The organism is Geobacter sp. SVR (assembly GCF_016865365.1).
Lineage (GTDB): Bacteria > Desulfobacterota > Desulfuromonadia > Geobacterales > Pseudopelobacteraceae > Pelotalea.
Genome location: NZ_AP024469.1, coordinates 585,244 through 611,638, shown reverse-complemented (window position 1 = coordinate 611,638; position 26,395 = coordinate 585,244). Strand labels below are relative to the sequence as shown.

The following is a 26,395-nucleotide window of genomic DNA, read 5'->3' as shown; positions in this document are numbered from 1 at the left end:
CGGCTGCCGACCATTCCCGCCCGGCAGCGATCACCCGGCCGCCACGACGGACGGCGCCACGACGGCCGGGATGTTACAAGGGATCGGCAGGGGCCAGGGCGCTGCGGAGAACGCTGCTCAACTCGGACATCTTGTAGGGCTTCTGAATGAAACCGGTCATGCCTTTGCCGATGAAACGCTCGCTGACCTCCTGCTCATTGTAGCCGCTGGACATGATCACCTTGATGTCCGGGGTGTTCCGGCGCAGCTCGCGGAAGGTCTCCTCGCCGTCCATGTGCGGCATGGTCAGATCCAGGATCACGGCATCGATGCGTTCCTGGCACTCCCGGAACACTTCCAGGGCTTCGCGCCCATCGGCGGCCACCAGCGCCTTGTAGCCCAGGGCTGCCAGCATTTCACCCCCCAGGGCCCTGACCGTATCCTCGTCATCAACCAGCAGCACGGTACCGCTTCCCTGCCACAACTCCTCTTCGGCGCTGATGCAGTACAGGGCTTCGGCGCTCCCTCCTGCGGCAGGTAGCAGGATCTTGAAGGTAGAACCGCGGCCCGGCTCGCTATAGACCTTGATGGCTCCGTGGTGGCCGCGCATGATTCCCAGGACCGCCGCCATGCCCAATCCTCTGCCGGTGAACTTGGTGGTAAAGAAGGGATCGAAGATTTTGGCCTGGGTTTCCCGGTCCATGCCGCAACCGGTGTCGGCCACCTCCAGATAGACATACAGCCCCTCGGGAAGCCGCTCGTCCAGCCAGACCTCCGAGAGATACCGGCGGTCGCACTGCATGGCGCCGCTGGTAATGGCAATCACGCCGCTTTTGTCACCGATGGCTTCCGAGGCGTTGATCACCAGGTTCATCAGCACCTGGCGGATCTGGGTCGCATCCACCTCCACCGGCGGCAGGTCGGCGGTCAGGTTCAGGCGCAGCACCGCCTTTTTGGAGATGGACACCTCGAGCATGTGGGTCATCTCCTTCACCAGCTCCCCCAGATGGATCCTGGTGATGACGAACTTTCCCTTGCCCGAATAGGCCAGCATCTGCCGCGCCAGGTCAGAAGCCCTTTCGCCGGCCTGCAGGATGCGCTCCATGTGTTCGCGGGCCGGCGCAGCCGGGGAGCTGCGCATGAGAGCCAGTTCGGCATGCCCCATGATGGCCAGCAGGATATTGTTGAAATCGTGGGCGATCCCCCCTGCCAGCACCCCCAGGCTCTCCAGCTTCTGGGCGTGCAGGATCTGCATCTCCAGCCGGGAGCGTTCTTCTTCGGCCCGCTTGTGCTCGGTGATGTCCTCCACCACCTCGATGAACCCCTTCTGATCGCCGTCAGCGCTTATGAGCGGCACCGTACGCAGGCGCACCACCATCCGGCTGCCGTCCCCCCTGAAACCTTCGGTATCGATGGCGCTCACCCCTCCGGTGGCCATGGAAACCATGCCAGGGCAATGTTCGCAGATTTTCTCCCGCTTCTCGAATTCTTCGTAGCAGTGCCGTCCCGAAAACCATTCCGGCCGGTGTCCGAGCCATTCCGCCAGAGTGTGATTGACCATCACAATGCGGTAGTCCCTGTCGATCAGGGAGATGCCCAGCGGGATATTGTCCACCAGGGTGCGGTAGCGTTCCTCACTGCCGCTCAGGGCCTGCTGGACCCGTTCGCGCTCCGATACTTCCGCCGTGAGCCTCAGGTTGCTCTCGGAAAGCTCCCGGGTGCGTTGTTCCACCATGCCCTGCAGCACCAGCGGCTGGCGGTAGAGCATGCGCATCATCAGGGCCAGCAGCGTGCTCACCAGCAACACCAGAGCGCTTTCCCCGGCAATGGCAGCCGGCGAAAACCAGCCGTTTCTGGGGGCCATGCTGAGGGTCCAGACGCCGTTGGGCACCTGGATGGCATGCTGGACCGGCCTGTTCAGTTCCCGCAAAGAAGAGCGTGCAAAGATCTCTCGTGCAGCGGTCGTGGGATTGACGCGTGACAGCTCGAAATCGTATCCCACATCGATCGACTGCTGCAGATGGCTGGCCTTGATGAAGTCCGGAATGCGTATCACGACCGCGGTCAGGCCCCAGAAGCGGTCCTTTCCCTTCGAATCGCCCAGGAACACCGGCAGTCGTCCCACCACGGCCTGCCCCCCCTGGATCAGTTCAAAAGGACCGGCCAGGCTCAGGCTGCGTGAGGTCACGGCCATCAGTGCCTCTTTTTTCACCTTCGGACTATTCAACAGATCGAGGCCGATTGCCTTTTCATTGCCCGCCAGCGGGACAATCTGCCGCAGCACACCGCCGGGGGCCAATTGCAGGCTGTTGATTCCGCCGTACTGGCCGAGCATTTCGGTGCCCAGCTCCTCGAAGTTTTCAATCGTGCCGTTACCCTGGCGGACCAGGGCGGCCAGGGCATAGGTGGCGGACAGGGAACGGCTCAGATGGTCATGGAGGGTATAGGCAGAACGGACGGCGATCTCGCCGGCATGTTTCTGCCTCTGCTGAAAGCGGTTCTGTTCGATGACGGCAACAATGGCCGCACCGGCCAGGAGGGCGACAACGAAGGTGGCCAGGGTGAGCTGTACGACCCTGGCATGGGTGGGAGCGGGAAGGGCGAAGGTGGCATCACTTCGGGACGCATCGTTCTGCGACGTAGAACCGTGCGGTGATGAAAGGCCGGCCATGGCTGCAACTCCCCCAATGGATGCGTGATCGGGAACAGGTGATGTCGGAAGGACTCGAACATACACGACTGTGCAGCCAATTGTAAAACATTTATGTATCTGCCGAAAGCCGGTGTATACTGACACCGTGAATCGCGGCGCCGCTCAATGCCGGAGGTCCATGAACGCAGGGACTCGCCGCGGATTGACATTGAAGGTTTCGCTGACGGAGGCGACATGCCGTACACCGTTTCACCGCGGATAGCCGGGGTGCATCCCCCGCCCATTTCAGAGGTCAGGGGCTGGCTCGCCGAACGCCCGGACAATGGCCTGGAGCTGATCGACCTGTGCCAGGCAGTGCCCGACTACCCTCCGGCGCCGGAGCTGACCGCCCACCTGGCGACACTGCTGACCGATCCGCATATCTCGAAGTATTCACCGGACGAGGGGCTGCCCGATGTGCGCCAGGCGGTCTGCGAGGCCTACCGGCGCTCCTACGGCGCCGTGATCGGCCCGGACAGCCTCTGTCTGACGATCGGCGCCAGCCAGGCCTTCTGGCTGGCCATCGTAACCCTCTGCCAGGCCGGAGACGAGGTGGTGGTTCAGTCCCCCTACTACTTCGACCACCCCATGGCGCTGGAGATGCTCGGACTGAAAGGGGTCTACGCCCCCTTTGACGAGTCCGCGGCCGGATTGCCGTCGCCGGCAGTCCTGGAGAGCCTGATCACCGGGAAGACCCGGGCTATCCTGCTGGTAACCCCCAGCAACCCGACCGGCGCCATCACCCCTCCGGAGATACTGGCCGACCTGTACGAATTGGCCAGGCGGCACAACATCGCGCTGATCCTGGATGAAACCTACAACGCCTTCATACCGGGCGGCGCACGCCCCCACGATCTGTTCACCCGCCCGGACTGGGGCGAGCACCTGATCCAGATTGCTTCCTTCGGCAAAACCTTTGCCCTGACCGGCTACCGGGCCGGCATGCTGGTGGCTTCGCCGCAATTCATCCGGCATGCCCTGAAGGCCCAGGACACCATGGCGGTCTGCCAGCCGCGCATTACGCAGCAGGCGGTGAAGTACGGGCTGGAGCACCTGGACGGGTGGGTAGCCGCCAACCGCGAAATGATGGCCCGCCGCCACGACCTGTTCAGGGCCGAATTCCTGAAGCCGGGCAACCCCTTTCACCTTGCCGCCAGCGGCGCCTTTTTCGCCTGGGTGCGCCATCCCTTTGGGGGTACCGGCCGGACAGCGGCCCGGCGCCTGGTGGACGAAGCCGCTGTGCTGTGCCTGCCCGGGGAGGTGTTTGGACCGGGTCTGGAGGGCTACCTGCGGCTGGCTTTCGGCAATATCCGCGAAGAACAGATCCCGGAGGCGGTGCGCCGCTTCCGCGGAATCCGAACCGAGTCCGCACTGCCGTAACATCCGGTGCCGGTTTCAGTCGAGAGCAGACATAAAGGTGCGGCATCCGGTCCCGTGACGCCGCAATGCCGGGAGCGCATGAAAGAGCCGGGGCCCACCGTCGCCCGTGCAGCGGCAATCGCTCTGGCCGGTGGCCCTTCGCAGAAATGTCCACACCGCACCTCCGCAAGGGCAGAGGCCTTTCAGGCCAGCGCAGGCATGGAGGCGCCACGGGGCCGGATGCCTATCTCCAATACGAACGAGTGGACATGGATGTCATCACAGCTCATCTGAATGCCGACTTCGATTGCCTGGGCGCCATGGTGGCGGCCCTCAGACTCTACCCCGGCGCCCTGCTGACCTTTTCCGGCTCCCAGGAAAAGGGGGTGCGGGACTTCATCGCCCAACACCCCGACTACCTGCCCCCCCTTGCACGGGCCAAGGAAATCGACCTCGACAAGGTCTCCCGCCTGGTGATCGTCGACTGCCAGCAGGCCGAACGCATCGGCCGCTTCGGCCAGATCATCGGCCGCCCCGGACTGGAAGTACACATCTACGACCACCACCCGGTCACTGCTGACAGCATCCGGCCTACCGGCGGGGTCATCCGCCCCTGCGGCGCGGTGTCGACGATCATGGCGGGCCTGCTGCGGGAGCGCGGCATCGCCCTGACCGCCGAAGAGGCCACCCTGGTGATGCTCGGCATTTACGAAGACACCGGCCGCCTGCTGTTCCAGCCCACCACCAGCGACGACTATCTGGCCGCGGCCTGGCTGCTGGAGCAGGGGGCCCGGCTGAATATCGTGGCCAACTCCATCTCCCAGGACCTTACCAGCCAGCAGGTAAGTCTGCTGAACACGCTGCTGAAAAGCCTGAAGACCACGGCCGTCAACGGCGTCAAGATCTCCATAGCCCACGCCGCATCGGACAGCTACATCCCGGACATCGCCATCCTGGCCCACCTGATGCGGGACATGGAGAACCTGGATGCCCTCTTCCTGGTGGTGGCCATGGAAAAGAGGATCTATCTGGTGGCCCGCAGCCGGGTGCCGGAGGTCGATACTGGTGAAATCCTGCGCCACTTCCATGGCGGCGGGCACGCCTCGGCCGCCTCGGCCACGGTCCATGACCTGTCGCTGAAACAGGTGCTGGAGAAACTGGAGGAACTGCTGCGGATCGCCGTCAGCCCCCGGGTTTCGGCCCGCGATCTGATGTCCTCCCCGGTCAAGACCATGCCGATCGGCATTACCATCGCCGAAGCCCGTGAACTGCTGACCCGCTATAACTGCAACGCCATGCCGGTCATGGCCGGAGAGCGCATGGTCGGCATCATCTCGCGCAGAATAGTCGAAAAGGCGCTCTACCACGACCTGGGAGAGGCACCGGTGACGGATTTCATGCACACCGAATTCCTGCGCGGCGAGCCCTCCACCCTGCTGGCGGACATCCAGGCCTACATGGTGGAGGGGAATCGCCGCTTCGTGCCGGTTTTCGAGGGAGCACAGCTGGTGGGCGCGGTCACGCGCACCGACCTGCTGCGGCACATGTATGGTGGGCGGCGTGAGGAACCCGAGGCGCTCTACGATCGCGAAGCGCTGACGCCGGCACCCAAACTGCGATCCATTGCGGGGCAGATCGAGCGGCGGCTGCCCCCCGCGACTATTGCACTGCTGCGCGAACTGGGCTCGACCGCGGATGATCTGGGGCTGTCGGTCTATGCGGTGGGGGGCTTCGTGCGCGACCTGCTGCTGGGGGTGGAGAACCTGGATGTGGATGTCACCGTGGAAGGGGACGGCATCTTCTTTGCGGAGCGCTTTGCCGCCGGTCACGGTTTCCGGGTCCGCAGCCATCCTGCCTTTGCCACGGCGGTGGTGATCCGGCCCGACGGTGCCAAGCTGGATGTCGCCAGCACCCGGCTGGAGTTTTACGAGTCGCCGGGCATGCTGCCGACGGTGGAGCGTTCATCCCTGCGTCACGACCTCTATCGCCGCGACTTCACCATTAACACGCTCGCCTTCTGCCTCAACGGCGACCGCTTCGGCCTGCTGACCGACTTCTTCGGCGGACAGCAGGATATCCAGGAACGGGTCGTCAGGGTGCTGCACAACCTCTCCTTCGTGGAGGATCCGACCCGGGTCTTCCGTGCCATCCGCTTCGAACAGCGCCTGGGATTCCACATTGCTCCCCATACGGAAAACCTGATGCGCGGCGCGGTGCGGATGAACGTGCTGGACAAGGTGGGGGGCACCAGGCTGTTGAACGAACTGATCCTGATCCTGCGCGAGCGGGAGCCGACCGGTACGATCATGCGCATGGCCAGCCTGGGGCTCCTGCCGTCGATCCACCCCAGCCTCAAGCTGACGCCGGAGACCGAGCGCACGGTGCGTGAGGCGGCCCAGGTGCTGGCTTGGTTCCGGCTCCTGTACCTGGAGGATCATTGCGAACAGTGGCAGGTCTATTTTCTGTCGCTCTGCGATCGGCTCAAGCACGAGGAATTCGGCGAGATCTGTTCGCGTCTGGCGATCCCCGGCCGGGTGGTGACACGCATACTGGGGCACCGCCGTCGGGCGCTGGGGCTGCTGGATGCCCTGCAGCGCAGGCTCAAGCACGGTCCACCGGTCCGCAACAGTGAGATCTACTCCTGCTTCCACGACCTGCCGCTGGAGATCCTGCTCTATCTGGCGGCCAGGACACGCTACGAGAATGTGCGGCGCTGTGTGACCCTGTACATCACCCGACTGCGGCTGGTGCGCTGCGACCTGGACGGAACATCGCTGCTGGCCCTGGGGCTGAAGCCCGGGCCACGGGTCGGCGAAATTCTGGCGCATTTGCTGGCGACCCGGCTGGATGGGGAAATCAGTACGCCGGAAGAGGAACGGCGCCTGGCGATGGATCTGATTCTCCGTCAATCAGCGGACTAGTGTGGTCCAAACGCCACACCTCCTGATAAAAAATTGATCAGTGTTAGATGTGGAGATTCCATCCCGTCATTTTTGCCATTGCTAACTGCCGGGTTTTCCGCACCAAATACCGCCCCGACCTTCCGAGGGCACTTCAGGCATCCTTTTTGCTACAACCGGTACACTACCTCACGAGGATGCCCCGATGAACCGCTTTGCCAGAATAGTATCCCTGCTTACCCTTGCCTCCCTGTTGTCCGCCACCTTTGCTCTTGCCGATGACAACGCCGTGCAGGACACCTTTAAGAGCGCCTTGTACGGCGGCGCCCTGGGGACGTTGGTGGGGGGCGCCCTGCTGATCTTCACCAAGAAGCCGGGCAATCACCTGGACTATCTCGGGTACGGTGCTGCGGCCGGCGTCCTGGCCGGCACCGCCTATGGAGTGGCCAAGTCGGTCCGCGCACTGGCCTCGATCGAAAACGGCAAATTCAAGATGGCCATGCCGACCATCATCCCCGACCTGGTGGAATCGCCCAACAGCAAGACGACCACCATCACCTGGCGGGCCGATCTGCTGCGGGGGACGTTCTGATCGCAGAGGTTCGCTTGTTGCCAATTACCGGCCCGTCGCGATTCCCCGCGGCGGGCTTTTTTCTTTTGCAACAGGCGGCCATTATGGTTATAACCGTCGGCACCACAACCTGAAGGAGGCACCATGTCTGATTTCCAAAACGTAACCGTTGTCAAAAAGGCCAACATCTACTTCGACGGCAAGGTTGTCAGCCACACCGTGCTGTTCCCCGACGGCACCAAGAAGACGCTGGGGGTCATGCAGGTCGGAGAATATGAATTTTCCACCGGCGCAGCCGAAAACATGCAGATCCTGTCGGGCAGCCTGGAATGGCAACTGAAGGGGGAAGCCGGGTGGAAGAACGTGGCCGGTGGCGAGTCCTTCGACGTGCCGGCCGATGCGGTATTCCTGATGAAGGTTGCTACGGTGACCGACTACTGCTGTTCCTTCATAAACTGAGAAGCGGAAATCCTCCCTGACCCCTTTTGCAAAAGGGGGGTGCTCCCCCGTTTTCAAATAGGGGAGGTGAGGGATTGATGCTCTGCCACATGACAGACAAGCCACGCATCATAACCGGCCGCTTTGCCCCCTCCCCCACCGGCGCGCTGCATCTCGGATCGCTGGTGGCGGCGGTCGGCAGTTACCTGGTCGCCAAACGTACCGGAGGACGCTGGCTGGTGCGGATTGACGACCTGGACACTCCCCGCGGGATCGCGGGCATGGCCGAGGACATTCTGGCTACTCTGGAGGAGTTCGGGCTCGAGTGGGACGGGGAGATTGCCCAGCAGAGCGAAAGCCAGGATGCCTACGAGGCGGCCTTCGAACGCCTGATTGCGAAGGGGCTGGTCTATCCCTGCGGCTGTTCCCGCCGGGAGATCGCCTTGGCTGCTTCGGCACCCCACCCCGATGACGACTGTCTGCCGTATCCCGGCACCTGCCGCAGCGGCATGCGGACGGGAGCGACCTGCCGTTCATGGCGGATCAGGGTGGCCGACGAAGATATCTGCTTCGAGGACTTGCGGCGGGGGCATATCTGCCAGAACCTGGCGCGGGGGTGCGGAGACTTTGTCCTGCGTCGTGCGGACGGGGGCTTTGCCTATCAACTGGCAGTGGTGGTGGACGATTACCTGACCGGGGTGACCCAGGTGGTGCGGGGAGAGGATTTGCTCTCTTCCACGCCGCGCCAGATCCTGCTGCAGCGGCTCCTGGGATATCCGCAGCCGGCCTACTGCCACCTGCCGCTGGTGACGGGTCCTGGCGGGACCAAACTGAGCAAGCGCGACAATCTGATTTCCCATCACCTGGGGAACTGGAAAGGGCGGGAAGGAGCGCTGCTCCTGGCGGTGCTGCGCTTTTTGGGCCAGGAGCCTCCTGCGGAGTTGACCGGCGCACCCTGTCGTGAGATCCTGCTTTGGGGTGCAGCGCAGTTCGATGCCGGACGCCTCCCCTACACGGGGGGTGAACTGCTCCTCGGATAGGCGAACCGTAACTCAGATATTTCAATCACTATCCCGAGACGTTTTGATCGGTGCTCCTGCCAGCTCAGGCACCGGTCACGGAAGAACACAAAAGTAGCAGCCATGAAATCGAACCATATTCCCCGCCTGCTGAAACTTGCCGGCCCCATGATTCTCTCCGCTTCCACGATCACGCTGATGCAGATCATCGACACCATCGTCCTGTCGCGGCATTCGACCGAGGCGGTCGCTGCCATCGGTCCGTCGGGCATGGCAGTGATCCTTTTCCAGGGTTTCCTGTTTACCACATCCGGCTACGCCGGGACGTTTGTTGCGCACCATCACGGGCGCGGCGACGCCCACGGCATCCGTTCTTCGGCCTGGCTCGGCATCCATGTTTCTTTGGTCGCCGGAGCGCTTGCCCTGGCGGCTGCATGGCCGCTGGCACGGCTCTTTCACCTTGCCGGCCACGAACAGGAGGTGGCCCGGAATGAGAGCATCTATTTCCTGATCTGCATGGCGGGATCGTTCTTTCCGGTGGTCGGGTCTGCTCTGGCGGGGTGGCTGTCGGGAATTGGACGGCCGGTCATCGTCACCGGCGTCACCTTCGTATCGCTGGCGGTAAACGCACTGCTCGCCTGGGGACTGGTCCTGGGGGAATGGGGGCTGCCGCGTCTCGGGATCGCCGGCGCGGCTATCGCGACGGTGGCGGCGCAATTCGTGGCGGCGCTGCTGTATCTCTTCGTTTTCGCCCGTTCCGGCGGTCTCATCGATGCTGCCGCACGACGACTCGACCGCGCCGAATTCCGCCGCTACCTCACACTGGCTGTCCCCCTGGGGCTGCGCGTCGGCGTCGAAGTGGCGGCATGGACGGTGTTTCTGCTGGTGCTCGGACGCCTTGGTACAGTTGAGCTGGCGGCATCGAGCATCGCCTTCCGGATTAACGGCACCGCCTTCTTTCCGGCGCTCGGCCTCGGGCAGGCGGCCGGAATTTTGGTCGGGCACGCCCGCGGAGCGGGAAAGGACGATGAGGTGACGGCCATCGGGTGGCAATCGCTCCTCGTCTGCGAAGTCTGGATGGTGGCCATGGCACTGCCCTTTTTCTTCGCCGGCGAACCGCTGATGGCGCTGTTTGCCGGGAGCGAACCGGAGAGTGCGGGGATCATCGCCACCGGCGCGCTCCTGATGAAGTTCGTCGCCTTTTACTGCCTCTTCGATGCCGCGAATGTGGTAATCGGGTGCGTCCTCGCCTCTGCCGGGGACACCCACTGGCTCGCCCGCAATTTCCTACTCTGCTCGGGCGTGTTTCTCCTCCTCCTGGTCCTGATAGCCGCACTGAGTCCGGGGATCATGGCGGAGTGGACGCTGGCAACGCTATTCGTTTTCGCCACGGCATTGATCTGGTATCTCCGCTTCCGTTCCGGAGACTGGAGGAACATCAGCGTGCTGAAGGGGACGGCGTAGACCGAGGGTCACCCAGGTGGTGCGGGGAGTTGGGTCTCTTTTCTTCACTCTGAGCCAGTTCCTGCTGCGGCGGTACCTTGAATATCCGTAGCTGCAATTGTGCCACCTGTCGCTGGTAACCAGCCCGGGCGGAGTCAGCTGAGCAAACGCGACAACCTTAGTTCTCATCACCTGGGGAAACTGGGCAAGGGCGAGAAGAAGCGCCGCTCCTGGCGATGCTGCGCTTTTTGAGCCAGGAGTCCCCTGAGGAACTGCGGCGGTACATTTTGATATCACGCGTCTGCCGGCCAGCAGCGGAGAAATGAATATCATGTGACCTGACTTTCCTGAAAGTCCCATCACAGCACTTTTTCCTTACATTCCCCCATTCACAGACTTCTCCCAGCAGCTCCCACGCCCCTTGCTCACTGCCGCTCGACCTCGTAGCCATTCTAATATTAAGCTCATTGAATTTAATGAAGCATCGTGCTAAGGACTCCTGTATTTCAAGCTGAAGTCGGGTTGAGCTCGTTGTGGAAGAGATGCTGCTGAAGGTGCCGCGCTTCAAAGACGACGACCTGGGCAACGATGATTAGGAAGCTTTATTTCCCAGAGCTAAAGGAGTCGCATTCCGTATTTTTGGTTCAGTATAATAATTTTAGGAAATGGATGGCTGCAGGTATGCAAGAGCAACTTGAATAGCGTAGGCTAGGAATACAAATTCCCGTCATAAGTTAACAACTTATGGAACAATACACTCCCTTGCTTAACGGTTTGAATGCTTCTTCAATTGTAATTGAAGGAAAAGCCTCACAAATAGCGGAGACACTGATCTCATAATCATAAATGCCCAACAAGACGGCGGCAGACGAGCTTCGCTACGCTCCGCCGCTACTCCTCATACACGTTGAGTGAAGGAAAGATGATCGACAGAAAAGCAAGAGACATACTCGCTGAAAGTTATAGGCATCTTATCACGGGCCAGATTACAAACGACGAGTTCGAGGACAGGCTGAAATTCAGCAAAGATATCGCGATTCACGAAATCTATTATCGCGGCGCTTGGCCGCTTTACGATGATTTGCACGAGCACAAGCTTACTGAGGCTGATGGGTATGCAATTCCAGAAGAAAGTAAATCGGTTGCTGCTCGATTTATTCTCTTCTTAAAAACTGATCTTGAATATGAATGGCCAAGAAAGTCAGGAATAAAGGCATTTGTTTGGGCGCTTTTTGGCGTATTCACTCTTGGAGTTATTGCAATAATCCGAAAGATAATAGCGGCCACAGGAGAAAAAGGCGACAAAGACGTTTGGCCATTTTACCGGCGTTCAGACTATGAAGCCGCCTTGGAAGCGCCACCATACCTGAGAGGGAAGTGAGCACTCAACAAGGCGGCACACGGGCTCCGCTTCGCGCCGGTGCGCCCCCACCCCGTTGCTCGAACAGGGAATAATCACGAACGCATGCCTTCTTCACACCACTACACAAACTTCGACGCCAGCTTGACCTGGGAAGTAACGTCCACCGCTACGGAGACCGTTATTTCGGGTACCTTCCGGAATGTCCGCTATGCCCTGATGGAAAACATCGAGATATGGGTGACGCTGCGGGATACGAAGGGCATGCAGGTTGCCCGTGCGGTCGATTACATCTTCCGCCTGGACCGCGACGATACGGCGCCATTCAGCGTAAAGCTGGCGGCGCCTGCATCCGGCGAGGCTAGCCTCCTCTTTACCTATAAATACCAGGGAAGCGACGGCGGAGACGGGGCCACCGCCTGGATGCAGGCTTTCGAGTCTGATCTGACTACCAAGCGCTAACCTGGCAAGTGGTGACGTAAGAACAAAGGGGAAGCGTTTGCAAGAGACCCGGATCATATTCGAAGAGCTGACCAAGCTCCTGCGCCAGGAAAATGCGAAGTTCCGCGTCATTCAGCACCCTGCCGAGGGAAGTTCGGCCAAGGTTGCAGAAATTCGGGGGACGTTACCGGGACAGGGAGCCAAGGCGATGCTGTGCCGTGCCAAGGGAGTGCCGGGTATATTCGTGCTCGCAGTGCTGTCCGGGGATCGAAAGGTAGACTTCAGGAAGGTGGGTGAAGTCGTGGGTGGCAAAAAGGCATCTCTGGTTTCTCCGGAGGAGGCGACGGCCCTGACGGGTTGCGTGATGGGGGCTGTTCCGCCGTTTTCATTCTGGCCGGATGTCCGACTGATTGTCGATCCGAAATTACTTGAGTCGTACGAGGAAATCGCCTTCAACGCCGGCAGGCTTGATACCTCGATTGTCCTGAACTCCCGAGATTACCTGTGCATTGCAAAGCCTTTGCTGGCCGATATTGCCGTTCAAGAGGACGAAAATTAATTGGGAATGCCCCTATTCGCTTATTAATCACCCGGATCACAATTCCAATAGGTAGCGGAAGTTGCAGAAAAAAAAGAAGAGGGGTAGCCACATCGGCTACCCCCTCGTTTTGTTCGGATTCTCCTGCCTGGCGCGCCCGTACCTTCCCTCTGAGAAAGCGGGCTCAACTCAGCCGTGTCTGGCTGACGAATTCGAAGTTCGACAACTGGCTGATGTGAGACAGCAACTCGTTGTCGTTCCAGTTGCCCTTGACCACGAATTCGTAATTGGTCGTGGTTTCCTTGATATGCTGGCTGAAGTTCATAGTAACGATATGGATATGACGATCCGTAAAATACTCCTTCAGCTCCAGCAGCGCCTGCTCCCCCAGCCCCTCGCATTCCACGTGGACCACCTTGTAGCTATCCCGGGGTATCCGGCTTTCCACACGTTTCAGCGCCGTCAGTGAGGCCAGGCCGATCAGGGTGCAGACGATCGGCAGGATGATCATCCCGGCCCCGCAGGCCATGCCCACTCCGGCGTTGTACCACAAGGTCGCGGCAGTGGTCAGCCCCCGTATGCTCCCCCGCTCCTTGATGATGACACCTGCGCCGAGAAAACCGATGCCAGTGACGATTTGGGCGGCGATACGCGAGGGATCGAGGGCGGTAGTGATGTTGCCGGTGAATTCGCCCGGCTTGAAGTAGAAGTACTTGGACACGATCATCATCAGCGCGGCCCCGACACACACCAGCAGGTTGGTCCGCAATCCGGCGCTTCTTCCGTGGCGCTCCCGCTCATACCCCAGAACCGCCCCGCACAGTACCGCCAACAACAGCCGAAGCACCAGATGAGCCTCGTAGGGATATCCGACCATGCCTCACCTCCCTGAAACGATGATCGCGTATCATACGTCAAACTTTCTTTTGGCAAAACACTTTTTTAAACCGACTTATTCACCCCTTCCTGCATCAGAAACTCCGCCAGGCGTTCCTCTGCAAGGCCGAATTCCTCCAGGTCGAGCTCAATATCGGGCGTCCAGGGGCGGTGCCGGTAATACAGCTTGTCGTAATACTGCTCGATCAAGCCCCTGGCGAGGCCTGCCACATCCCAGGCCTCCAGCATCCCCGCCAGTTCGGCGTGGCGCTGCCCCCCCAGCTTCTTTCTGATGCGCTCCAGGGCGGCCGCCATTGCTTCGCGGTACTCCGTGCGGGCGTACTCCTCGGCCAGCCGTCGGACGCGGGTTTCCAGCGATGCGCTGCACCAGACCTTGCAACTGGCGGCCATGACGGCATAGAGATTGCCCGGCAGCGAAATCTTGCCGATGCGCTGGCTCTCCCCCTCCAGCACGATTGTCCGTCCTAGCGGCGCCTGCCGGAAGGCATCCCACAACAGGGTGTCAAAGCGTTTCTGGCTGAGCGCCTGATCCAGTCCGACCGCGCCAAAGGCAGACCCGCGGTGGCAGGCCAGCCCCTCCAGGTCGATGGTGGTCCAGCGCTGCCGGTCGAGGCCGTTGATGAAGGTGGTCTTGCCGGTGCCGGTCATGCCGTGGATCACCACCAGCGGTGCCGGCGGAACGAATTCCTCGAAATAGTCGAGAACCCGCGCACGAAAGGCCTTGTACCCCCCCCTGAGCTGCTGCACCGGGTAACCGGTCATTTCCAGCAGGATCGCCATTGACAGGCTGCGCAGTCCACCGCGCCAGCAGTACACCAGTACCGTCCGGCCGGCCGCCAGGGCGGTGATCTCTCCGACCATGGCGGCAAACCGGCCGCAGGTCAGCTCCAGGCCGCGCACCCGTGCTTCGCGGGGCCCGATCTGTTTATGGATCGTGCCGATTTCCGCCCGCTCCGCATCCGTCAGGATCGGGACGTTGTGGGCTCCCGGCAGGTGGTCCTCGGCAAACTCCAATGGGGAGCGGACGTCGATGATGCAGTGGCTGTCAAGCAGGTCGGGGTTGAATGTGATTTTCTCAGGCATGCTGGCGGTCTCCGGAGGCCCATTATAGGCGACTGTGACCACCGCTGGCAACAGGGAAGTCTGCTGTTACTCCTTGATTCAGCCTTACTTACATGGTATTTATGATAGAATTGTATACCATATGGCTTACGGCGCGAAGGGTCGCCAGCGGCATTTCGCGACACCAATACAGACGACACCACGGGAGGGAGCAATGGAAAAGCAGAAGGTGCATTACAGCGAGCTGGGGCTGGTCAACACCAAAGAGATGTTTGCCAAGGCCATGGCGGGCAAGTATGCCATTCCCGCCTACAACTTCAACAACCTCGAGCAGCTCCAGGCCATTGTCACCGCCTGCGTCGAAACCAATTCGCCGGTCATCATCCAGGTCTCCAAAGGGGCCCGCAGCTACGCCAACGAAACCATGCTGCGCTTCATGGCCATGGGCGCCGTCAAAATGGCCCGCGAAATGGGCTCCAACATCCCCATCTGCCTGCATCTTGACCACGGCGACTCCTACGAGCTGTGCGTCTCCTGCATCGACAGCGGCTTCTCCTCGGTCATGATCGACGGATCGCACCTCCCCTACGACGAGAATGTGGCGCTGACCAAGCGGGTGGTCGAATATGCCCGCCAGCACAACGTCACGGTGGAAGGTGAACTGGGTGTTCTGGCCGGCATCGAGGACGAGGTTTCGGCCGAACACTCCACCTACACCAAGCCTGAAGAGGTTGAGGACTTCGTCAAGAAGACCGGCGTGGATTCGCTGGCCATCTCGATCGGTACCAGCCACGGCGCCTACAAGTTCAAGCTGAAGCCGGGCGAATCGGTGCCTCCCCTGCGCTTCGACATTCTGACCGAGTGCGAAAAACGCATCCCCGGCTTCCCGATCGTGCTGCATGGTGCCTCGTCCGTACTTCAGGAGTACGTGGAACTGATCAACGCCCACGGCGGCAAGATGGACGGCGCCGTGGGGGTTCCGGAAGAACAGCTACGCCAGGCCGCTGCCAGCGCCGTCTGCAAGATCAACATCGATTCCGACGGCCGCCTGGCCGTGACGGCCAAGGTCCGCGAATATTTCGCCAAGGACCCCAAGGAATTCGACCCGCGCAAGTACCTGGGCGAGGCCCGCAAGGAACTGATCAAACTGATAAAACACAAAAACGAGGCGGTGCTCGGCTCGGCAGGTCGGGCCTAGGAGCAACGCCCCTGGCCGGCAAAACGGCACATGCATGATTCAACCATTAAAACCGGGCATGAGGAGTTGTACATGACCACCAGAAAATTTTCGCGAGTCCCTTTCAACGTGAAGGCAACCATTCAGACCGCCGACCGGCAGTTCAACGGCAGTGTGGAGAACCTCAGCATGAACGGCTTGTTCCTGGCCACGACCGAGCAGCTGCCGGTGGGACAGCAGGTCGAAATAACCATCGCGCTGGCCGGCTCCAGCCCGGAAATTTCGATCGCCTTCAGCGGCAAGGTTGGCCGGATCACCGACGAGGGTCTTGCCTTCACCTTCGAAAAGATCGACCTGGACTCCTATACCCACCTGAAGAACATCATTGCCTATAACATGGTCGACTCCGAAAAGGTGATGGAAGAAATCTACAATTCCATCGACGAGAAGATAGCCGACACGGTAGGGAATGACCTGCGCGCATGAAGGATGGCCGCATGAAGAAGCACTCGACACTGTTTTCCATATCGGGTTTCCTGCTCGGCATCAGCGCGCCGATCGGATGGATCGCCATTCGGCTGGCCTTCTTCTATGATAGCAGGCAGGGCTTCTTCGGGCAGATCATCGGCGATCTGTTCAAGGACTCCGAGCATTTTCTCATGTACACCTACATGGGGGCCGGTACCGCCATTGTGCTGGCCTGCCTGGGCTACCTGATCGGGAAGAATGGCGACGAGCTGCAGGAACGCGCCACCGAACTGGATGTCCTGCACAGGGAAGTGGCCTCCCAGAAGGAAATCTTCGAGAACCGCTACCGGGTGCTCGACAGCAACATCAAAAACTTCCACCACATCAGCAGCAAGATCCAGATGTCGCTCAACCTGGAGGAGATCCTGCTCCTGTGCGCCGAGGGGCTCCACGAAGTCCTGGGATACGAGCGGGTCAACATCCTGATGTCCCAGGACGGGCGCACCCTCCGTTTCGTCACCGCCGCCGGCACCGATGATTTCGACGTCGATGACGTTACCATGCCGCTCGATCCGACCATCGGCGTCATCTACAAGTGCTTTGTCGACAAAAAGGTTTACCTGATCGACGACATCTCCCGCTATTCGCCGGACTTCCACCTGCAGCCGCCGTACAACAACCTGGCGCCGCTGCGTTCCCGCAGCTTCATCGTCTGCCCCATCGTGGTCAAGGGGGAGGCCATCGGCGCCTTTGCCATCGACAACAAGGCCAGCAAGCGCGCCCTGAACGATTCGGACGTGGATACGATCATGCTGTTTGCCGACCAGGTTGCCTCGGCCATTACCCGCATCAACCTGCTGACCTCGATCGATACGCTCACCAGCGAGATGGAAAGTTCCTTCACCTTCCTGCTCGGCAGCCGCGAACAGTATTCCCGCAACGTCCAGAACCTGAAGGAAAATGTCCATTCGGTGGCCGATGGCAGCTCCATCATCGCATCCGCTTCCGAAGGGGTCATGGCCTCGGTGGATGAGACCAGCACCGCGGTCAACGAAATCTCGGTGGCCATCGAACAGGTTACCCGCAATCTCGACCATCTGGCCGGGATCGTGCACCAGTCGGCCGCCGCCATGGAGCAGATCAACAGCACCATCAGCAATGTCGAGCAGAATGCGGCCGTTTCCCACGAAGTTTCCAGCCAGGTCAAGTCCCAGGCCGACGAGAGTATTGCCGTCGTCAGCGAGACGATCAACTCCCTGGCCGAGATTCAGTCCTCGGTCGAGCAGTCCTACGCCGCCATCAAACGGCTGGCAGAGAACAGCACCCGCATCGAAAATATCGTCAGCGTCATCAACGACATCACCAAACGCACCAATCTGCTGGCCCTGAATGCCTCGATCATCGCGGCCCAGGCCGGCGAATACGGCAAGAGCTTCGGCGTGGTGGCCGACGAGATCCGCAACCTGTCGCTGCAGACCGGCCATTCCACTGGCGAGATCACCGGCATCATCGAAGAGATCATGACCGAATCCAGGACCGCCGCCAGCAACATCACCATCAGCAAAAACCTGGTCCAGCGCGGGGTGGACCTGGGGCATTCCACCGGCGAAAGCCTCCGGGCGATCTACGACCGCTCGGTGCGCTCCATGGACATGACCCAGCAGATCAAGCAGGCCACCGAGGAGCAGGTCACCAGCGTGCAGGTCGTGGCGCGCTCCATGGAGGATATCAGCTCCATGACCTCCCAGATCTTCGCCGCTTCTGCGGACCAGGCCAAGGCCACCCGCAGCATCGCCCGCTCGATCGAAACCATCAAGGACATGGCGCACGAAATGGTCAAGTCCACGGCCCGCCAGGTGGACGACGGCCGCCAGATCAGCGGTACCGTGGAATCGGTCAGTGCGATGGTCACGGAAATGTTCGACAACATGGAGCAGCGCCGCAGACAGAGCGCCGAGGTCGTACAGGAACTGGAATCGATGAAAAGCCTGACCTGCCAGATCTGACAGACCACAAGGGCGCAGCATCGGACCACAGATTTTTCTGGTATCGTGCTGCGCTTTTTGCTATACAGTCACTTTCCGCTCAGCGACGGCTACCCGTTAGGGACCCGATCGGCATCTGACGGACAGAGACTGACACATACCGCACGGATTCGATGGCGAACCGGGACGGACGGGATACCTACCAAGCATATGGTGGCTAAAGCTGCCGTTGCTATCCGTCTACGCGCCCTCCGGCGCGTTTTTTGTTTTTGGAATAGTCTTTTCGCCCTGGCGGTGTCGCGTGTCGGATTGCTTTGTGCGGCGTAATTTCTCAGCACAATCTCCACGTTCCTTGCCAGGACAAAAAGCTCCTCATTCCCCTGAAACAGGAGAGCAGATGCGCAAGAAGGCAACCATACCGGACATTCTGTCCATGAAGCAGGAAGGACGCCGCATCGCGGTGCTGACCGCCTACGACTTTCCCTTTGCCCGGCTGGTGGATCACGGTGGAGTGGATGTCATACTGGTGGGTGATTCGGCCGGAGTGGTGGTGGCCGGTCACGATACCACCCTGCCGGTCACGATGGACGAGATGGTGTATCACGTCAAAGCGGTGACCCGCGCCCAGCCCCGTGCCCTGGTGGTGGCGGACATGCCTTTCATGTCGTGCCAGGTGAGCATCGAAGAAGCCTGCCGCAACAGCGGCCGGATGATCAAGGAGGGGGGCGCCGAAGCGGTCAAGATCGAGGGGGGCGTTGCCATGGCTCCCGTCATCAGGGCCATTACCTCGTTCGACATCCCGGTCATGGGGCATGTCGGCCTGACCCCCCAGTCGGTTCACCGTATGGGGGGCTACAAGGTGCAGGGACGCAAGGACCAGGCCGACCGGATTCTGGAGGACGCCTTGGCGGTCCAGGAGGCGGGCGCTTTCGCCATCGTGCTGGAAGGCATTCCTGCCAAGCTGGCAGCCCGTATTACCGCCGAGCTGTCGATTCCCACCATCGGGATCGGCGCGGGTCCCTCCTGCGACGGCCAAGTGCTGGTGATCCACGACATCCTCGGCCTGTGCGAGAAGTATTCCCCCAAGTTCGTCAAACGCTACGCCGAGCTGGGGCCGATAATTTCCGAGGCGGTCAGGCAGTACGTGGCCGAGGTGCGGAACGGTGAATTCCCTGACGAGACCCATTCATTCCACTGAACAGCCGTGCTCCCGTCCGATCGACCGGAGCCGGGGCAGGATTTACGGAACTAACCAGACCATGAACATCATCAACTCGATAGCAGATATGCAAGCCCTGGCCCTGGCCGCAAAGCGGGAGGGAAAACGCATCGCCTTTGTCCCCACCATGGGGTTCCTTCACGAGGGACATGCCTCGCTCCTGTGTGAAGGACGTACACGAGGGGACCTGCTGGTACTGTCGATCTTCGTCAACCCGATCCAGTTCGGACAGAACGAGGACCTCGACCGCTACCCGCGGGACATGGAGCGGGACTGCCGCATCGCCCGGGAGTGCGGGGTCGATATCGTTTTTACCCCCGAGGCTGCCGAAATGTACCCCCAGGGCTTTCAGACCTCCATTTCGGTACGGGAGCTGTCGCAGCCGCTGTGCGGCGACAGCCGGCCGGGACATTTCGATGGCGTGGCAACCGTGGTGACCAAGCTGTTCAACATCGTCATGCCGGATGTGGCGCTGTTCGGGCGCAAGGATTACCAGCAGCTGGCGGTAATCACCCGCATGGTTGCCGACCTGAGCCTGCCGGTCCTCGTCGAAGGCATGCCGATCGTCCGGGAAACGGACGGCCTGGCCATGAGCTCCCGCAACGCCTACCTATCCGCGCCGGAACGCGAGAGCGCCCTGTGCCTGTACCGCTCGATCTGCACGGTCCGTAAACAGTACGCCGCCGGCGAACGCTCGACCGGGCGCCTGCACCAGGCGGCGCTGTCCATCATCCAGGCGGAACCGGCAGCCGTAATCGATTATCTTGAATTTCGTGACGGCACTACCCTGGAGCCGTCCTTCACTGCCGCCGACGGAACGCTGATGGCACTGGCGGTCAGGATCGGCAAAACGCGTCTTATCGATAACACCGTGTTGGGAAAGGAGTTGTAGCCATGCAAAGAATCATGTTGAAGAGCAAGATCCACCGCGCCACTGTCACCGGGGCTGATCTGCATTACGAAGGAAGTGTCACCATCGACCGCGATCTGATGGACGCGGCCGACATCGTCTCGTACGAAAAGGTGGCCGTCTGGAACGTCACCAACGGCAGCCGCCTGGAAACTTACGCTATCGAGGGTGAGCGGGGCTCGGGGGTGATCTGTCTGAACGGTGCTGCTGCCCGGCTGGTGGCCCCCAAGGACCTGGTGATCATCGCCAGCTTCGTCAATATGGACAACGAGGCGGCCATTGCGCACGAGCCCAAGCTGGTCTTCGTGGACGAGCAGAACCGTATGCTCCCCACCCGCAAGGAAGAGGCCGGCCAGGCCCGGCTTACGTGCGTGCACTAACGACACACCGGAACTGACTTCCGGCGCCAGGCCAAGTGTAAGTGATCCCGCTGGGGTGGGGTCAAGTCGGGGAATACAACGATGTGGTGCAGGAATTCCGGCCCACAGGGAGTTCATTCCGGAAGTGATCGAGCTGTTTATGCCGCCGCGCGATCCTGGCTGCCGCTGCGGGCTGTTCACAGATTCGTTCAGTAGCCGCCCGCGTTGTGCGCCTTCCAGAACTGGTTTGATTGTCGCTTACAGCGCCAAGCAATGCGAAACGAGATTTCTATGTCAGACAACACTGCTACCCTTGGCAGCACCGCTGCCCCACCAAGGGAATCTTCATCGGCCAGTCAGGCCCAGGATTTTGTGCTCCGTACCGTGGGCGCGGTAGCCTTCGCCCACCTGCTCAACGACTTGATCCAGGCGGTACTGCCTGCGGTCTATCCAATGTTGAAGACCCAATTTTCGCTCAGTTTTGCGGAAATCGGCCGGATTGCCCTGGTCTATCAAATCACGGCCTCACTGCTGCAACCGTGGATCGGCCTGTATACCGACAAGCACCCGAAACCCTACCTGTTGCCGATGGGTATGGTGGTCACCCTGGTTGGGATCGGACTGCTTGCTGTCGCCGACAGCTATCCGATGCTGCTTGTAGCGTCGTCGCTCATCGGTGTAGGCTCATCCACGTTCCACCCGGAAGCTTCGCGCGTTGCGCGGATGGCCTCTGGCGGACGATTCGGCACGGCGCAGTCAACCTTCCAGGTGGGGGGCAATACCGGCTCTGCGATCGGGCCTTTGATGGCTGCCGCGATTGTCATCCCCAATGGGCAGCGGGCCATTGGCTGGTTCATGCCTGTCGCAGTGCTGGCAATCTGGGTGTTACTCCGCGTGACCGGCTGGAGATTGAAGCACGCCCACGTACATGTGGCGACGGCTGGCAAGCAGGCAGTTTCCAACCTCAGCCACAACCAGATCGTTCGCGCGGTGGTGGTGATTGCAATTCTGCTGTTCGCCAAGTTCGTTTACATCGCGGCCTTCACCAACTACTTCACCTTCTATCTGATCGAACGTTTCAAGCTTCCCGTTCAGACCTCACAGCTTTATCTGTTCGCCTTCCTGGCTGCCGTGGCTGCGGGGACCTTTGCAGGCGGCCCGGTGGGCGATCGAATCGGGCGCAAGGCAGTGATCTGGATTTCATTCCTGGGGGTTGCACCATTCGCTTTGCTGCTGCCGCACGCGAATATCTTCTGGACGGCTGTGCTGGCGATCGTGGTGGGGCTGGTCATGGCGTCGGCCTTCGCAGCGCTGGTGGTCTACGCCCAGGAAGCCGTTCCCGGTCGTGTTGGCATGGTCGCAGGCCTCATGTTCGGCCTCATGTTCGGAATCGGCGGCATCGGAGCGGCAGGCCTCGGCCACCTGGCCGATACGAACGGCATCGTGTGGGTCTACAAGCTGTGCGCGTACCTGCCGCTGCTCGGGATCGTGACGGCGTTCCTGCCTGACACGCGAGAGTGCAAACGGTAGGCAGGCCGCCAATCATCCTACGACGGGGGGCCTCACACGAGGTACCTGAGATAACAAAACAGGGGCTGCCGAATAATGGCAGCCCCTGTTTTTGAACGGCTATCAGCCGCGCGGGACAGGCGGAGAAACAAAACTTCTCGTCAGGCCCTTTTGTTGCCGTCGGCGTTGTTCCCCATGGCATGCACATACCAGTAAGCGGTCGCCACGAACACCACTCCTCCCACGATGTTGCCGAGCGTGACCGGCAGCAGGTTGCCCCACAGAAACGTGTCCCAGTTCAGGGCCGGTTCCACCAGCCCGCGCGCCCGGGCCACCAGGATCCCCTCGGGGATGAAGTAGATGTTGGCGATCGAGTGCTCGAACCCGCTGGTGACAAAGGCCATGATCGGAAAGAAGCAGGCCAGGAACTTTCCGGTGATGTCCCGCGCGGCAGTGGCCATCACGACCGCCAGACAGACCAGCCAGTTGCACAACAGCCCCCGCACGAAGGCCACCTCGAAAGAGAGCTTGCATTTCGACGCAGCTATCCGTACCGCCTGCTCGGCCACGGCCCCCATTTCCCACAGGTTCGATTCGTACAGCAGCCAAGCCATCAGCAGGGCACCGACGAAATTGCCCAACAGCACCACGGCCCAGTTTTCCAGCAGCTTGTTCCAGCTGATGGCGCCATGCAGCGCCGCGGCAGCCAGCAGGCTGTTACCGGTGAACAGCTCGGCCCCGCACACCACCACCAGCATCAGACCGACCGAAAACACGCCCCCTCCCAGCAGGCGGGCCAGCCCCTGCCCTGTCCATTGGGCCGCGTCCTGGGTGACCACGGTGGTCAGCTGTGCGCCAAAAGCGATGTAGAATCCAGCCAAAAGCGCCAGCACAAAGGTGCGCCCCAGCGGCTGGGTCAGAATCCGGCGACCGTTGGCGATCACCGCCTGGATGGCCTCGGCCGGCGTCAAAGCGTGTTTTTCCATGCAATCCCTCTTGGAGAATCAGACGGAACAAAGAGACAAAAAGGACGTACAGGACGCAAGGGACCTTAGTAAACCTGGAGGCGGATGCTACGTTACAGCATCTTCCGCAGGAATTGTCCGGTATGTGAGCGGGTGACCTTGGCCACCTGCTCCGGCGTGCCGGCCGCAACGATCTCGCCCCCCCGGTCGCCCCCTTCCGGTCCCAGGTCGATGATCCAGTCGGCGGTCTTGATCACGTCCAGGTTGTGCTCGATGATCACGATGGTGTTGCCGCTCTCCACCAGGCGGTGGATCACCTCCAGCAGCTTGTGGATGTCCGCGAAATGCAGGCCGGTGGTCGGTTCGTCCAGGATGTAGATCGTGCGGCCGGTGGCGCGTTTGGAAAGCTCCTTGGCCAGCTTGACCCGCTGGGCTTCGCCCCCGGACAGGGTTGTGGCAGACTGTCCCAGGGTGATGTAGCCCAGGCCGACCTCCTCCAGGGTCTGCAGCTTGTTCTTGATGCGCGGGATCGCTCCCAGAAACTCCAGGGCCTGGGTGACCGTCATGCCCAGCACGTCGGCGATCGACTTGCCCTTGTAAAGCACTTCCAGCGTTTCGCGGTTGTAGCGGCGCCCCTTGCAGACCTCGCACTCCACGTAGACGTCCGGCAGAAAGTGCATCTCGATCTTGATGATACCGTCGCCAGAGCAGGCCTCGCAGCGCCCCCCCTTGACGTTGAAGGAGTAGCGTCCCGGTTTGTAACCGCGCAATTTGGATTCCGGCAGGTTGGCGAACAGATCGCGGATATCGCCGAAGACCCCGGTATAGGTGGCCGGGTTGGAACGCGGCGTGCGGCCGATGGGGGACTGATCGATATTGATGACCTTGTCCAGGTGCTCCAGCCCCTTCACATCCCGGACCGCGCCGGACTTCTCGCGGCTGCGGTAGAGCCGCTGGCTGAGCACCTTGTGCAGCGTGTCGATGATCAGGGTCGATTTGCCCGAGCCGGAAACGCCGGTCACGCAGGTCATCACCCCCAGCGGTATCTCCACATCCACGTTCTTCAGGTTGTTCTCGCTGGCCCCCACGATCTTCAGGTGCTTGCCGGGCTTGCGCCGCTTGCGCGGCACCGGGATGGTCAGCTCCCCCGACAGGTAGCGGCCGGTCAGGGAGGCCGGATCCTTCATCACCTCGGCCGGCGTACCTTGGGACACCACCTCGCCGCCGTGCACGCCGGCCCCGGGGCCCATATCCAGCAGGTAATCGGCCTCCAGAATGGTCTCTTCGTCGTGTTCGACCACCAGCACGGTATTGCCCAGATCCCGCAGCCGTTTGAGGGTGGTCAGCAGGCGGGAGTTGTCGCGCTGGTGCAGGCCGATGGAGGGCTCGTCCAGAATGTAGAGCACCCCCACCAGGCTGGAACCGATCTGGGTGGCCAGGCGGATGCGCTGCCCTTCCCCGCCGGAGAGCGTGCCGGAGGTGCGGTCCAGGGAGAGATAGTCCAGCCCGACATTCACCAGGAAGGTCAGCCGCTCGCGCACCTCCTTGAGGATCCGGCGGGCGATCTCTCCCTCCTTCTCAGTCAGCTTCAGTTCCTCGAAAAAGCTCAGGCAATCGCGGATGGCCAGGGAGGTCACGTCGCGGATGGTGCGGTTGCCCACCAGTACGTGCAGCGCCTCCGGCTTGAGACGGGCTCCCTGGCAGGTGGGGCAGGGCATCACGTTCATGTACTTTTCCAGCTCCTCGCGGGCCGCCTCCGATTCGGTCTCGCGCCAGCGCCGCTGCAGGTTGTTCAGTACCCCTTCGAACTCCTTGTAGTAGGTATGGCGGCGGTCCCCCTCCTCCTCCCACCAGAATTCGATTTTTTCACCCTTGGAGCCGTTCAGGATCACGTCGCGCACATGTTCGGGCAGTTCCTTGAAGGGCTTGCGGATATCGAACTTGTACGCCTTGGCCAGGGCGTCCAGGACCAGGTGAAACCAGCCCGACAGGCGCTTTTCCCAGGGGGCGATGGCACCTTCCCTGAGCGACAGCTCCTGGTTGGGAATCACCAGTTCGGCATCGAAGTACATGCGGGTGCCCAGACCGGTGCATTCCGGGCAGGCTCCGTGGGGATTGTTGAAGGAAAACAGCCGCGGGGTGATCTCCTGGTAAGAAATGCCGCATTCCACGCAGGCCAGTTTTTCCGAAAAGATCAGGGTTTCCGGCTTGGGAGTCTTCTTTCCTCCCCCCTCTGCCGGTTCGTCCGTGGCAGGCAGAACCGCTTCGACCTTCACCACCCCTTCGGCATGGTGTAAGGCGGTTTCCAGCGAATCGGCCATCCGCCGCTGAACCCCCTCCTTGACAACGATCCGGTCCACCACGATGTCGATGTCGTGCTTTTTCTTCTTGTCCAGCTCGATCTCATCGGCCAGGTCGCGCGGCTGGCCGTCGACGATCACCCGGGTGAAGCCCTCCTTGCGCAGCTGGTTGAGCTCCTTTTTGTACTCCCCCTTGCGGCCGCGGATCATGGGGGACAGCAGAGTCAGCTTGGTACCGGCCGGCTGGACCATCAACTGGTCCACCATCTGAGACACGGTCTGGGAGGTGATCTCCCGGCCGCAGGAGGTGCAATGGGGATGGCCGATGCGGGCGAACAGCAGGCGCAGGTAGTCGTAGATCTCCGTCACGGTGCCGACGGTGGAGCGCGGGTTTTTGCTGGTGGTCTTCTGTTCGATGGAAATGGCGGGGGAGAGTCCCTCGATGGACTCCACGTCCGGCTTTTCCATCTGCTCCAGGAACTGGCGGGCATAGGCCGAGAGCGATTCCACGTAGCGGCGCTGCCCCTCGGCGTAGATTGTGTCGAAGGCCAGGGTGGACTTGCCTGAGCCGGAAATGCCGGTGATCACCACCAGCTGGTCACGGGGAATCTCGACGTCGATACACTTGAGGTTGTGCTCGCAGGCACCTTTGATGACGATCTTGTCGTGGGCCATGGTTTTCCTTCTTTCGGTGAAGCTGAAGGGGCGCCGGCCACCATCAGAAACATCTGCGCCCGTAACGCCCTGAAAATTTGCCAGGATAATTTTTCATAATGCCATGACAGCACACTGATTGCAATCTCG

The 26,395-nt window shown here is 61.0% G+C and carries 21 protein-coding genes; 16 read left to right on the top strand and 5 right to left on the bottom strand.

Annotation, left to right across the window (positions count from 1 at the left end; genetic code table 11):
• Positions 1-73: 73 nt before the first annotated feature.
• Complete coding sequence (locus GSVR_RS02900; RefSeq protein WP_173198325.1) at positions 74-2,650, bottom strand: response regulator; 2,577 nt, start codon at positions 2,648-2,650, stop codon at positions 74-76.
• Between the two features lie 216 nt (positions 2,651-2,866).
• Here GSVR_RS02900 and GSVR_RS02895 point away from each other — a divergent pair, with 216 nt between their 5' ends.
• The 9 genes from GSVR_RS02895 (at position 2,867) to GSVR_RS02855 (ending at position 12,761) form a co-directional block, all read left to right on the top strand.
• Positions 2,867-4,051 carry an aminotransferase gene (locus GSVR_RS02895; RefSeq protein ID WP_173198327.1) on the top strand — a complete coding sequence of 395 codons (1,185 nt, stop codon included), beginning with the start codon at positions 2,867-2,869 and terminating at the stop codon, positions 4,049-4,051.
• Between the two features lie 248 nt (positions 4,052-4,299).
• Positions 4,300-6,951 carry a CBS domain-containing protein gene (locus GSVR_RS02890; RefSeq protein ID WP_173198336.1) on the top strand — a complete coding sequence of 884 codons (2,652 nt, stop codon included), beginning with the start codon at positions 4,300-4,302 and terminating at the stop codon, positions 6,949-6,951.
• 184 nt (positions 6,952-7,135) lie between these two features.
• Positions 7,136-7,522 (top strand): hypothetical protein, encoded by a 387-nt coding sequence (locus tag GSVR_RS02885; RefSeq protein WP_173198338.1) that lies wholly within the window; start codon positions 7,136-7,138, stop codon positions 7,520-7,522.
• A 123-nt stretch (positions 7,523-7,645) separates the two neighbouring features.
• A complete protein-coding gene (locus GSVR_RS02880; protein ID WP_173198340.1) occupies positions 7,646-7,960 on the top strand; it encodes a pyrimidine/purine nucleoside phosphorylase in 315 nt (104 codons plus the stop codon).
• A gap of 77 nt (positions 7,961-8,037) precedes the next feature.
• The gene (gene gluQRS, locus GSVR_RS02875; RefSeq protein WP_173198342.1) at positions 8,038-8,979 is read left to right on the top strand and encodes a tRNA glutamyl-Q(34) synthetase GluQRS; all 942 of its coding nucleotides are present in this window, start codon (positions 8,038-8,040) and stop codon (positions 8,977-8,979) included.
• Positions 8,980-9,081: 102 nt separating this feature from the next.
• Positions 9,082-10,422, top strand: a complete 1,341-nt coding sequence (locus GSVR_RS02870; RefSeq protein ID WP_173198343.1) for an MATE family efflux transporter — start codon at positions 9,082-9,084, stop codon at positions 10,420-10,422.
• Between the two features lie 901 nt (positions 10,423-11,323).
• On the top strand, positions 11,324-11,782 hold the full coding sequence (locus GSVR_RS02865; RefSeq protein ID WP_173198345.1) for a hypothetical protein: 459 nt from the start codon (positions 11,324-11,326) through the stop codon (positions 11,780-11,782).
• An 84-nt stretch (positions 11,783-11,866) separates the two neighbouring features.
• Positions 11,867-12,223, top strand: a complete 357-nt coding sequence (locus GSVR_RS02860; RefSeq protein WP_173198347.1) for an FxLYD domain-containing protein — start codon at positions 11,867-11,869, stop codon at positions 12,221-12,223.
• 55 nt (positions 12,224-12,278) lie between these two features.
• Positions 12,279-12,761, top strand: a complete 483-nt coding sequence (locus tag GSVR_RS02855) for a YbaK/prolyl-tRNA synthetase associated domain-containing protein (RefSeq protein ID WP_173198514.1) — start codon at positions 12,279-12,281, stop codon at positions 12,759-12,761.
• Between the two features lie 163 nt (positions 12,762-12,924).
• On the opposite strand, the gene GSVR_RS02850 is transcribed toward GSVR_RS02855, so the two are convergent.
• Complete coding sequence (locus GSVR_RS02850; RefSeq protein WP_173198349.1) at positions 12,925-13,617, bottom strand: MgtC/SapB family protein; 693 nt, start codon at positions 13,615-13,617, stop codon at positions 12,925-12,927.
• A gap of 65 nt (positions 13,618-13,682) precedes the next feature.
• A complete protein-coding gene (gene mnmH, locus GSVR_RS02845) occupies positions 13,683-14,720 on the bottom strand; it encodes a tRNA 2-selenouridine(34) synthase MnmH (RefSeq protein ID WP_173198351.1) in 1,038 nt (345 codons plus the stop codon).
• 193 nt (positions 14,721-14,913) lie between these two features.
• On the opposite strand from mnmH, the gene GSVR_RS02840 reads away from it, so the two are divergent.
• From GSVR_RS02840 to GSVR_RS02810, 7 genes are all read left to right on the top strand, one after another.
• A complete protein-coding gene (locus tag GSVR_RS02840) occupies positions 14,914-15,897 on the top strand; it encodes a class II fructose-bisphosphate aldolase (RefSeq protein ID WP_173198353.1) in 984 nt (327 codons plus the stop codon).
• Positions 15,898-15,969: 72 nt separating this feature from the next.
• Positions 15,970-16,362: a PilZ domain-containing protein gene (locus tag GSVR_RS02835; protein WP_173198355.1), complete on the top strand. Its 393-nt coding sequence runs from the start codon at positions 15,970-15,972 to the stop codon at positions 16,360-16,362.
• An 11-nt stretch (positions 16,363-16,373) separates the two neighbouring features.
• Complete coding sequence (locus GSVR_RS02830) at positions 16,374-18,350, top strand: methyl-accepting chemotaxis protein (protein ID WP_239077442.1); 1,977 nt, start codon at positions 16,374-16,376, stop codon at positions 18,348-18,350.
• A gap of 376 nt (positions 18,351-18,726) precedes the next feature.
• Positions 18,727-19,527, top strand: a complete 801-nt coding sequence (panB, locus tag GSVR_RS02825; RefSeq protein ID WP_173198359.1) for a 3-methyl-2-oxobutanoate hydroxymethyltransferase — start codon at positions 18,727-18,729, stop codon at positions 19,525-19,527.
• A 61-nt stretch (positions 19,528-19,588) separates the two neighbouring features.
• The gene (gene panC / locus GSVR_RS02820; protein WP_173198361.1) at positions 19,589-20,440 is read left to right on the top strand and encodes a pantoate--beta-alanine ligase; all 852 of its coding nucleotides are present in this window, start codon (positions 19,589-19,591) and stop codon (positions 20,438-20,440) included.
• 2 nt (positions 20,441-20,442) lie between these two features.
• A complete protein-coding gene (gene panD, locus GSVR_RS02815; RefSeq protein WP_173198363.1) occupies positions 20,443-20,838 on the top strand; it encodes an aspartate 1-decarboxylase in 396 nt (131 codons plus the stop codon).
• A 270-nt stretch (positions 20,839-21,108) separates the two neighbouring features.
• A complete protein-coding gene (locus tag GSVR_RS02810; RefSeq protein WP_173198365.1) occupies positions 21,109-22,347 on the top strand; it encodes an MFS transporter in 1,239 nt (412 codons plus the stop codon).
• A gap of 140 nt (positions 22,348-22,487) precedes the next feature.
• On the opposite strand, the gene GSVR_RS02805 is transcribed toward GSVR_RS02810, so the two are convergent.
• On the bottom strand, positions 22,488-23,312 hold the full coding sequence (locus GSVR_RS02805) for a formate/nitrite transporter family protein (protein WP_173198367.1): 825 nt from the start codon (positions 23,310-23,312) through the stop codon (positions 22,488-22,490).
• 92 nt (positions 23,313-23,404) lie between these two features.
• Positions 23,405-26,266, bottom strand: a complete 2,862-nt coding sequence (gene uvrA / locus GSVR_RS02800) for an excinuclease ABC subunit UvrA (protein ID WP_173198369.1) — start codon at positions 26,264-26,266, stop codon at positions 23,405-23,407.
• Positions 26,267-26,395: the final 129 nt, after the last annotated feature.

Coding starts and splice junctions, on each gene's coding strand:
- GSVR_RS02900 (WP_173198325.1), bottom strand. CDS start 2,650: ATGGCCGGCCTTTCATCACCGCACGGTTCTACGTCGCAGAACGATGCG.
- GSVR_RS02895 (WP_173198327.1), top strand. CDS start 2,867: ATGCCGTACACCGTTTCACCGCGGATAGCCGGGGTGCATCCCCCGCCC.
- GSVR_RS02890 (WP_173198336.1), top strand. CDS start 4,300: ATGGATGTCATCACAGCTCATCTGAATGCCGACTTCGATTGCCTGGGC.
- GSVR_RS02885 (WP_173198338.1), top strand. CDS start 7,136: ATGAACCGCTTTGCCAGAATAGTATCCCTGCTTACCCTTGCCTCCCTG.
- GSVR_RS02880 (WP_173198340.1), top strand. CDS start 7,646: ATGTCTGATTTCCAAAACGTAACCGTTGTCAAAAAGGCCAACATCTAC.
- gluQRS (WP_173198342.1), top strand. CDS start 8,038: ATGCTCTGCCACATGACAGACAAGCCACGCATCATAACCGGCCGCTTT.
- GSVR_RS02870 (WP_173198343.1), top strand. CDS start 9,082: ATGAAATCGAACCATATTCCCCGCCTGCTGAAACTTGCCGGCCCCATG.
- GSVR_RS02865 (WP_173198345.1), top strand. CDS start 11,324: ATGATCGACAGAAAAGCAAGAGACATACTCGCTGAAAGTTATAGGCAT.
- GSVR_RS02860 (WP_173198347.1), top strand. CDS start 11,867: ATGCCTTCTTCACACCACTACACAAACTTCGACGCCAGCTTGACCTGG.
- GSVR_RS02850 (WP_173198349.1), bottom strand. CDS start 13,617: ATGGTCGGATATCCCTACGAGGCTCATCTGGTGCTTCGGCTGTTGTTG.
- mnmH (WP_173198351.1), bottom strand. CDS start 14,720: ATGCCTGAGAAAATCACATTCAACCCCGACCTGCTTGACAGCCACTGC.
- GSVR_RS02840 (WP_173198353.1), top strand. CDS start 14,914: ATGGAAAAGCAGAAGGTGCATTACAGCGAGCTGGGGCTGGTCAACACC.
- GSVR_RS02835 (WP_173198355.1), top strand. CDS start 15,970: ATGACCACCAGAAAATTTTCGCGAGTCCCTTTCAACGTGAAGGCAACC.
- GSVR_RS02830 (WP_239077442.1), top strand. CDS start 16,374: ATGAAGAAGCACTCGACACTGTTTTCCATATCGGGTTTCCTGCTCGGC.
- panB (WP_173198359.1), top strand. CDS start 18,727: ATGCGCAAGAAGGCAACCATACCGGACATTCTGTCCATGAAGCAGGAA.
- panC (WP_173198361.1), top strand. CDS start 19,589: ATGAACATCATCAACTCGATAGCAGATATGCAAGCCCTGGCCCTGGCC.
- panD (WP_173198363.1), top strand. CDS start 20,443: ATGCAAAGAATCATGTTGAAGAGCAAGATCCACCGCGCCACTGTCACC.
- GSVR_RS02810 (WP_173198365.1), top strand. CDS start 21,109: ATGTCAGACAACACTGCTACCCTTGGCAGCACCGCTGCCCCACCAAGG.
- GSVR_RS02805 (WP_173198367.1), bottom strand. CDS start 23,312: ATGGAAAAACACGCTTTGACGCCGGCCGAGGCCATCCAGGCGGTGATC.
- uvrA (WP_173198369.1), bottom strand. CDS start 26,266: ATGGCCCACGACAAGATCGTCATCAAAGGTGCCTGCGAGCACAACCTC.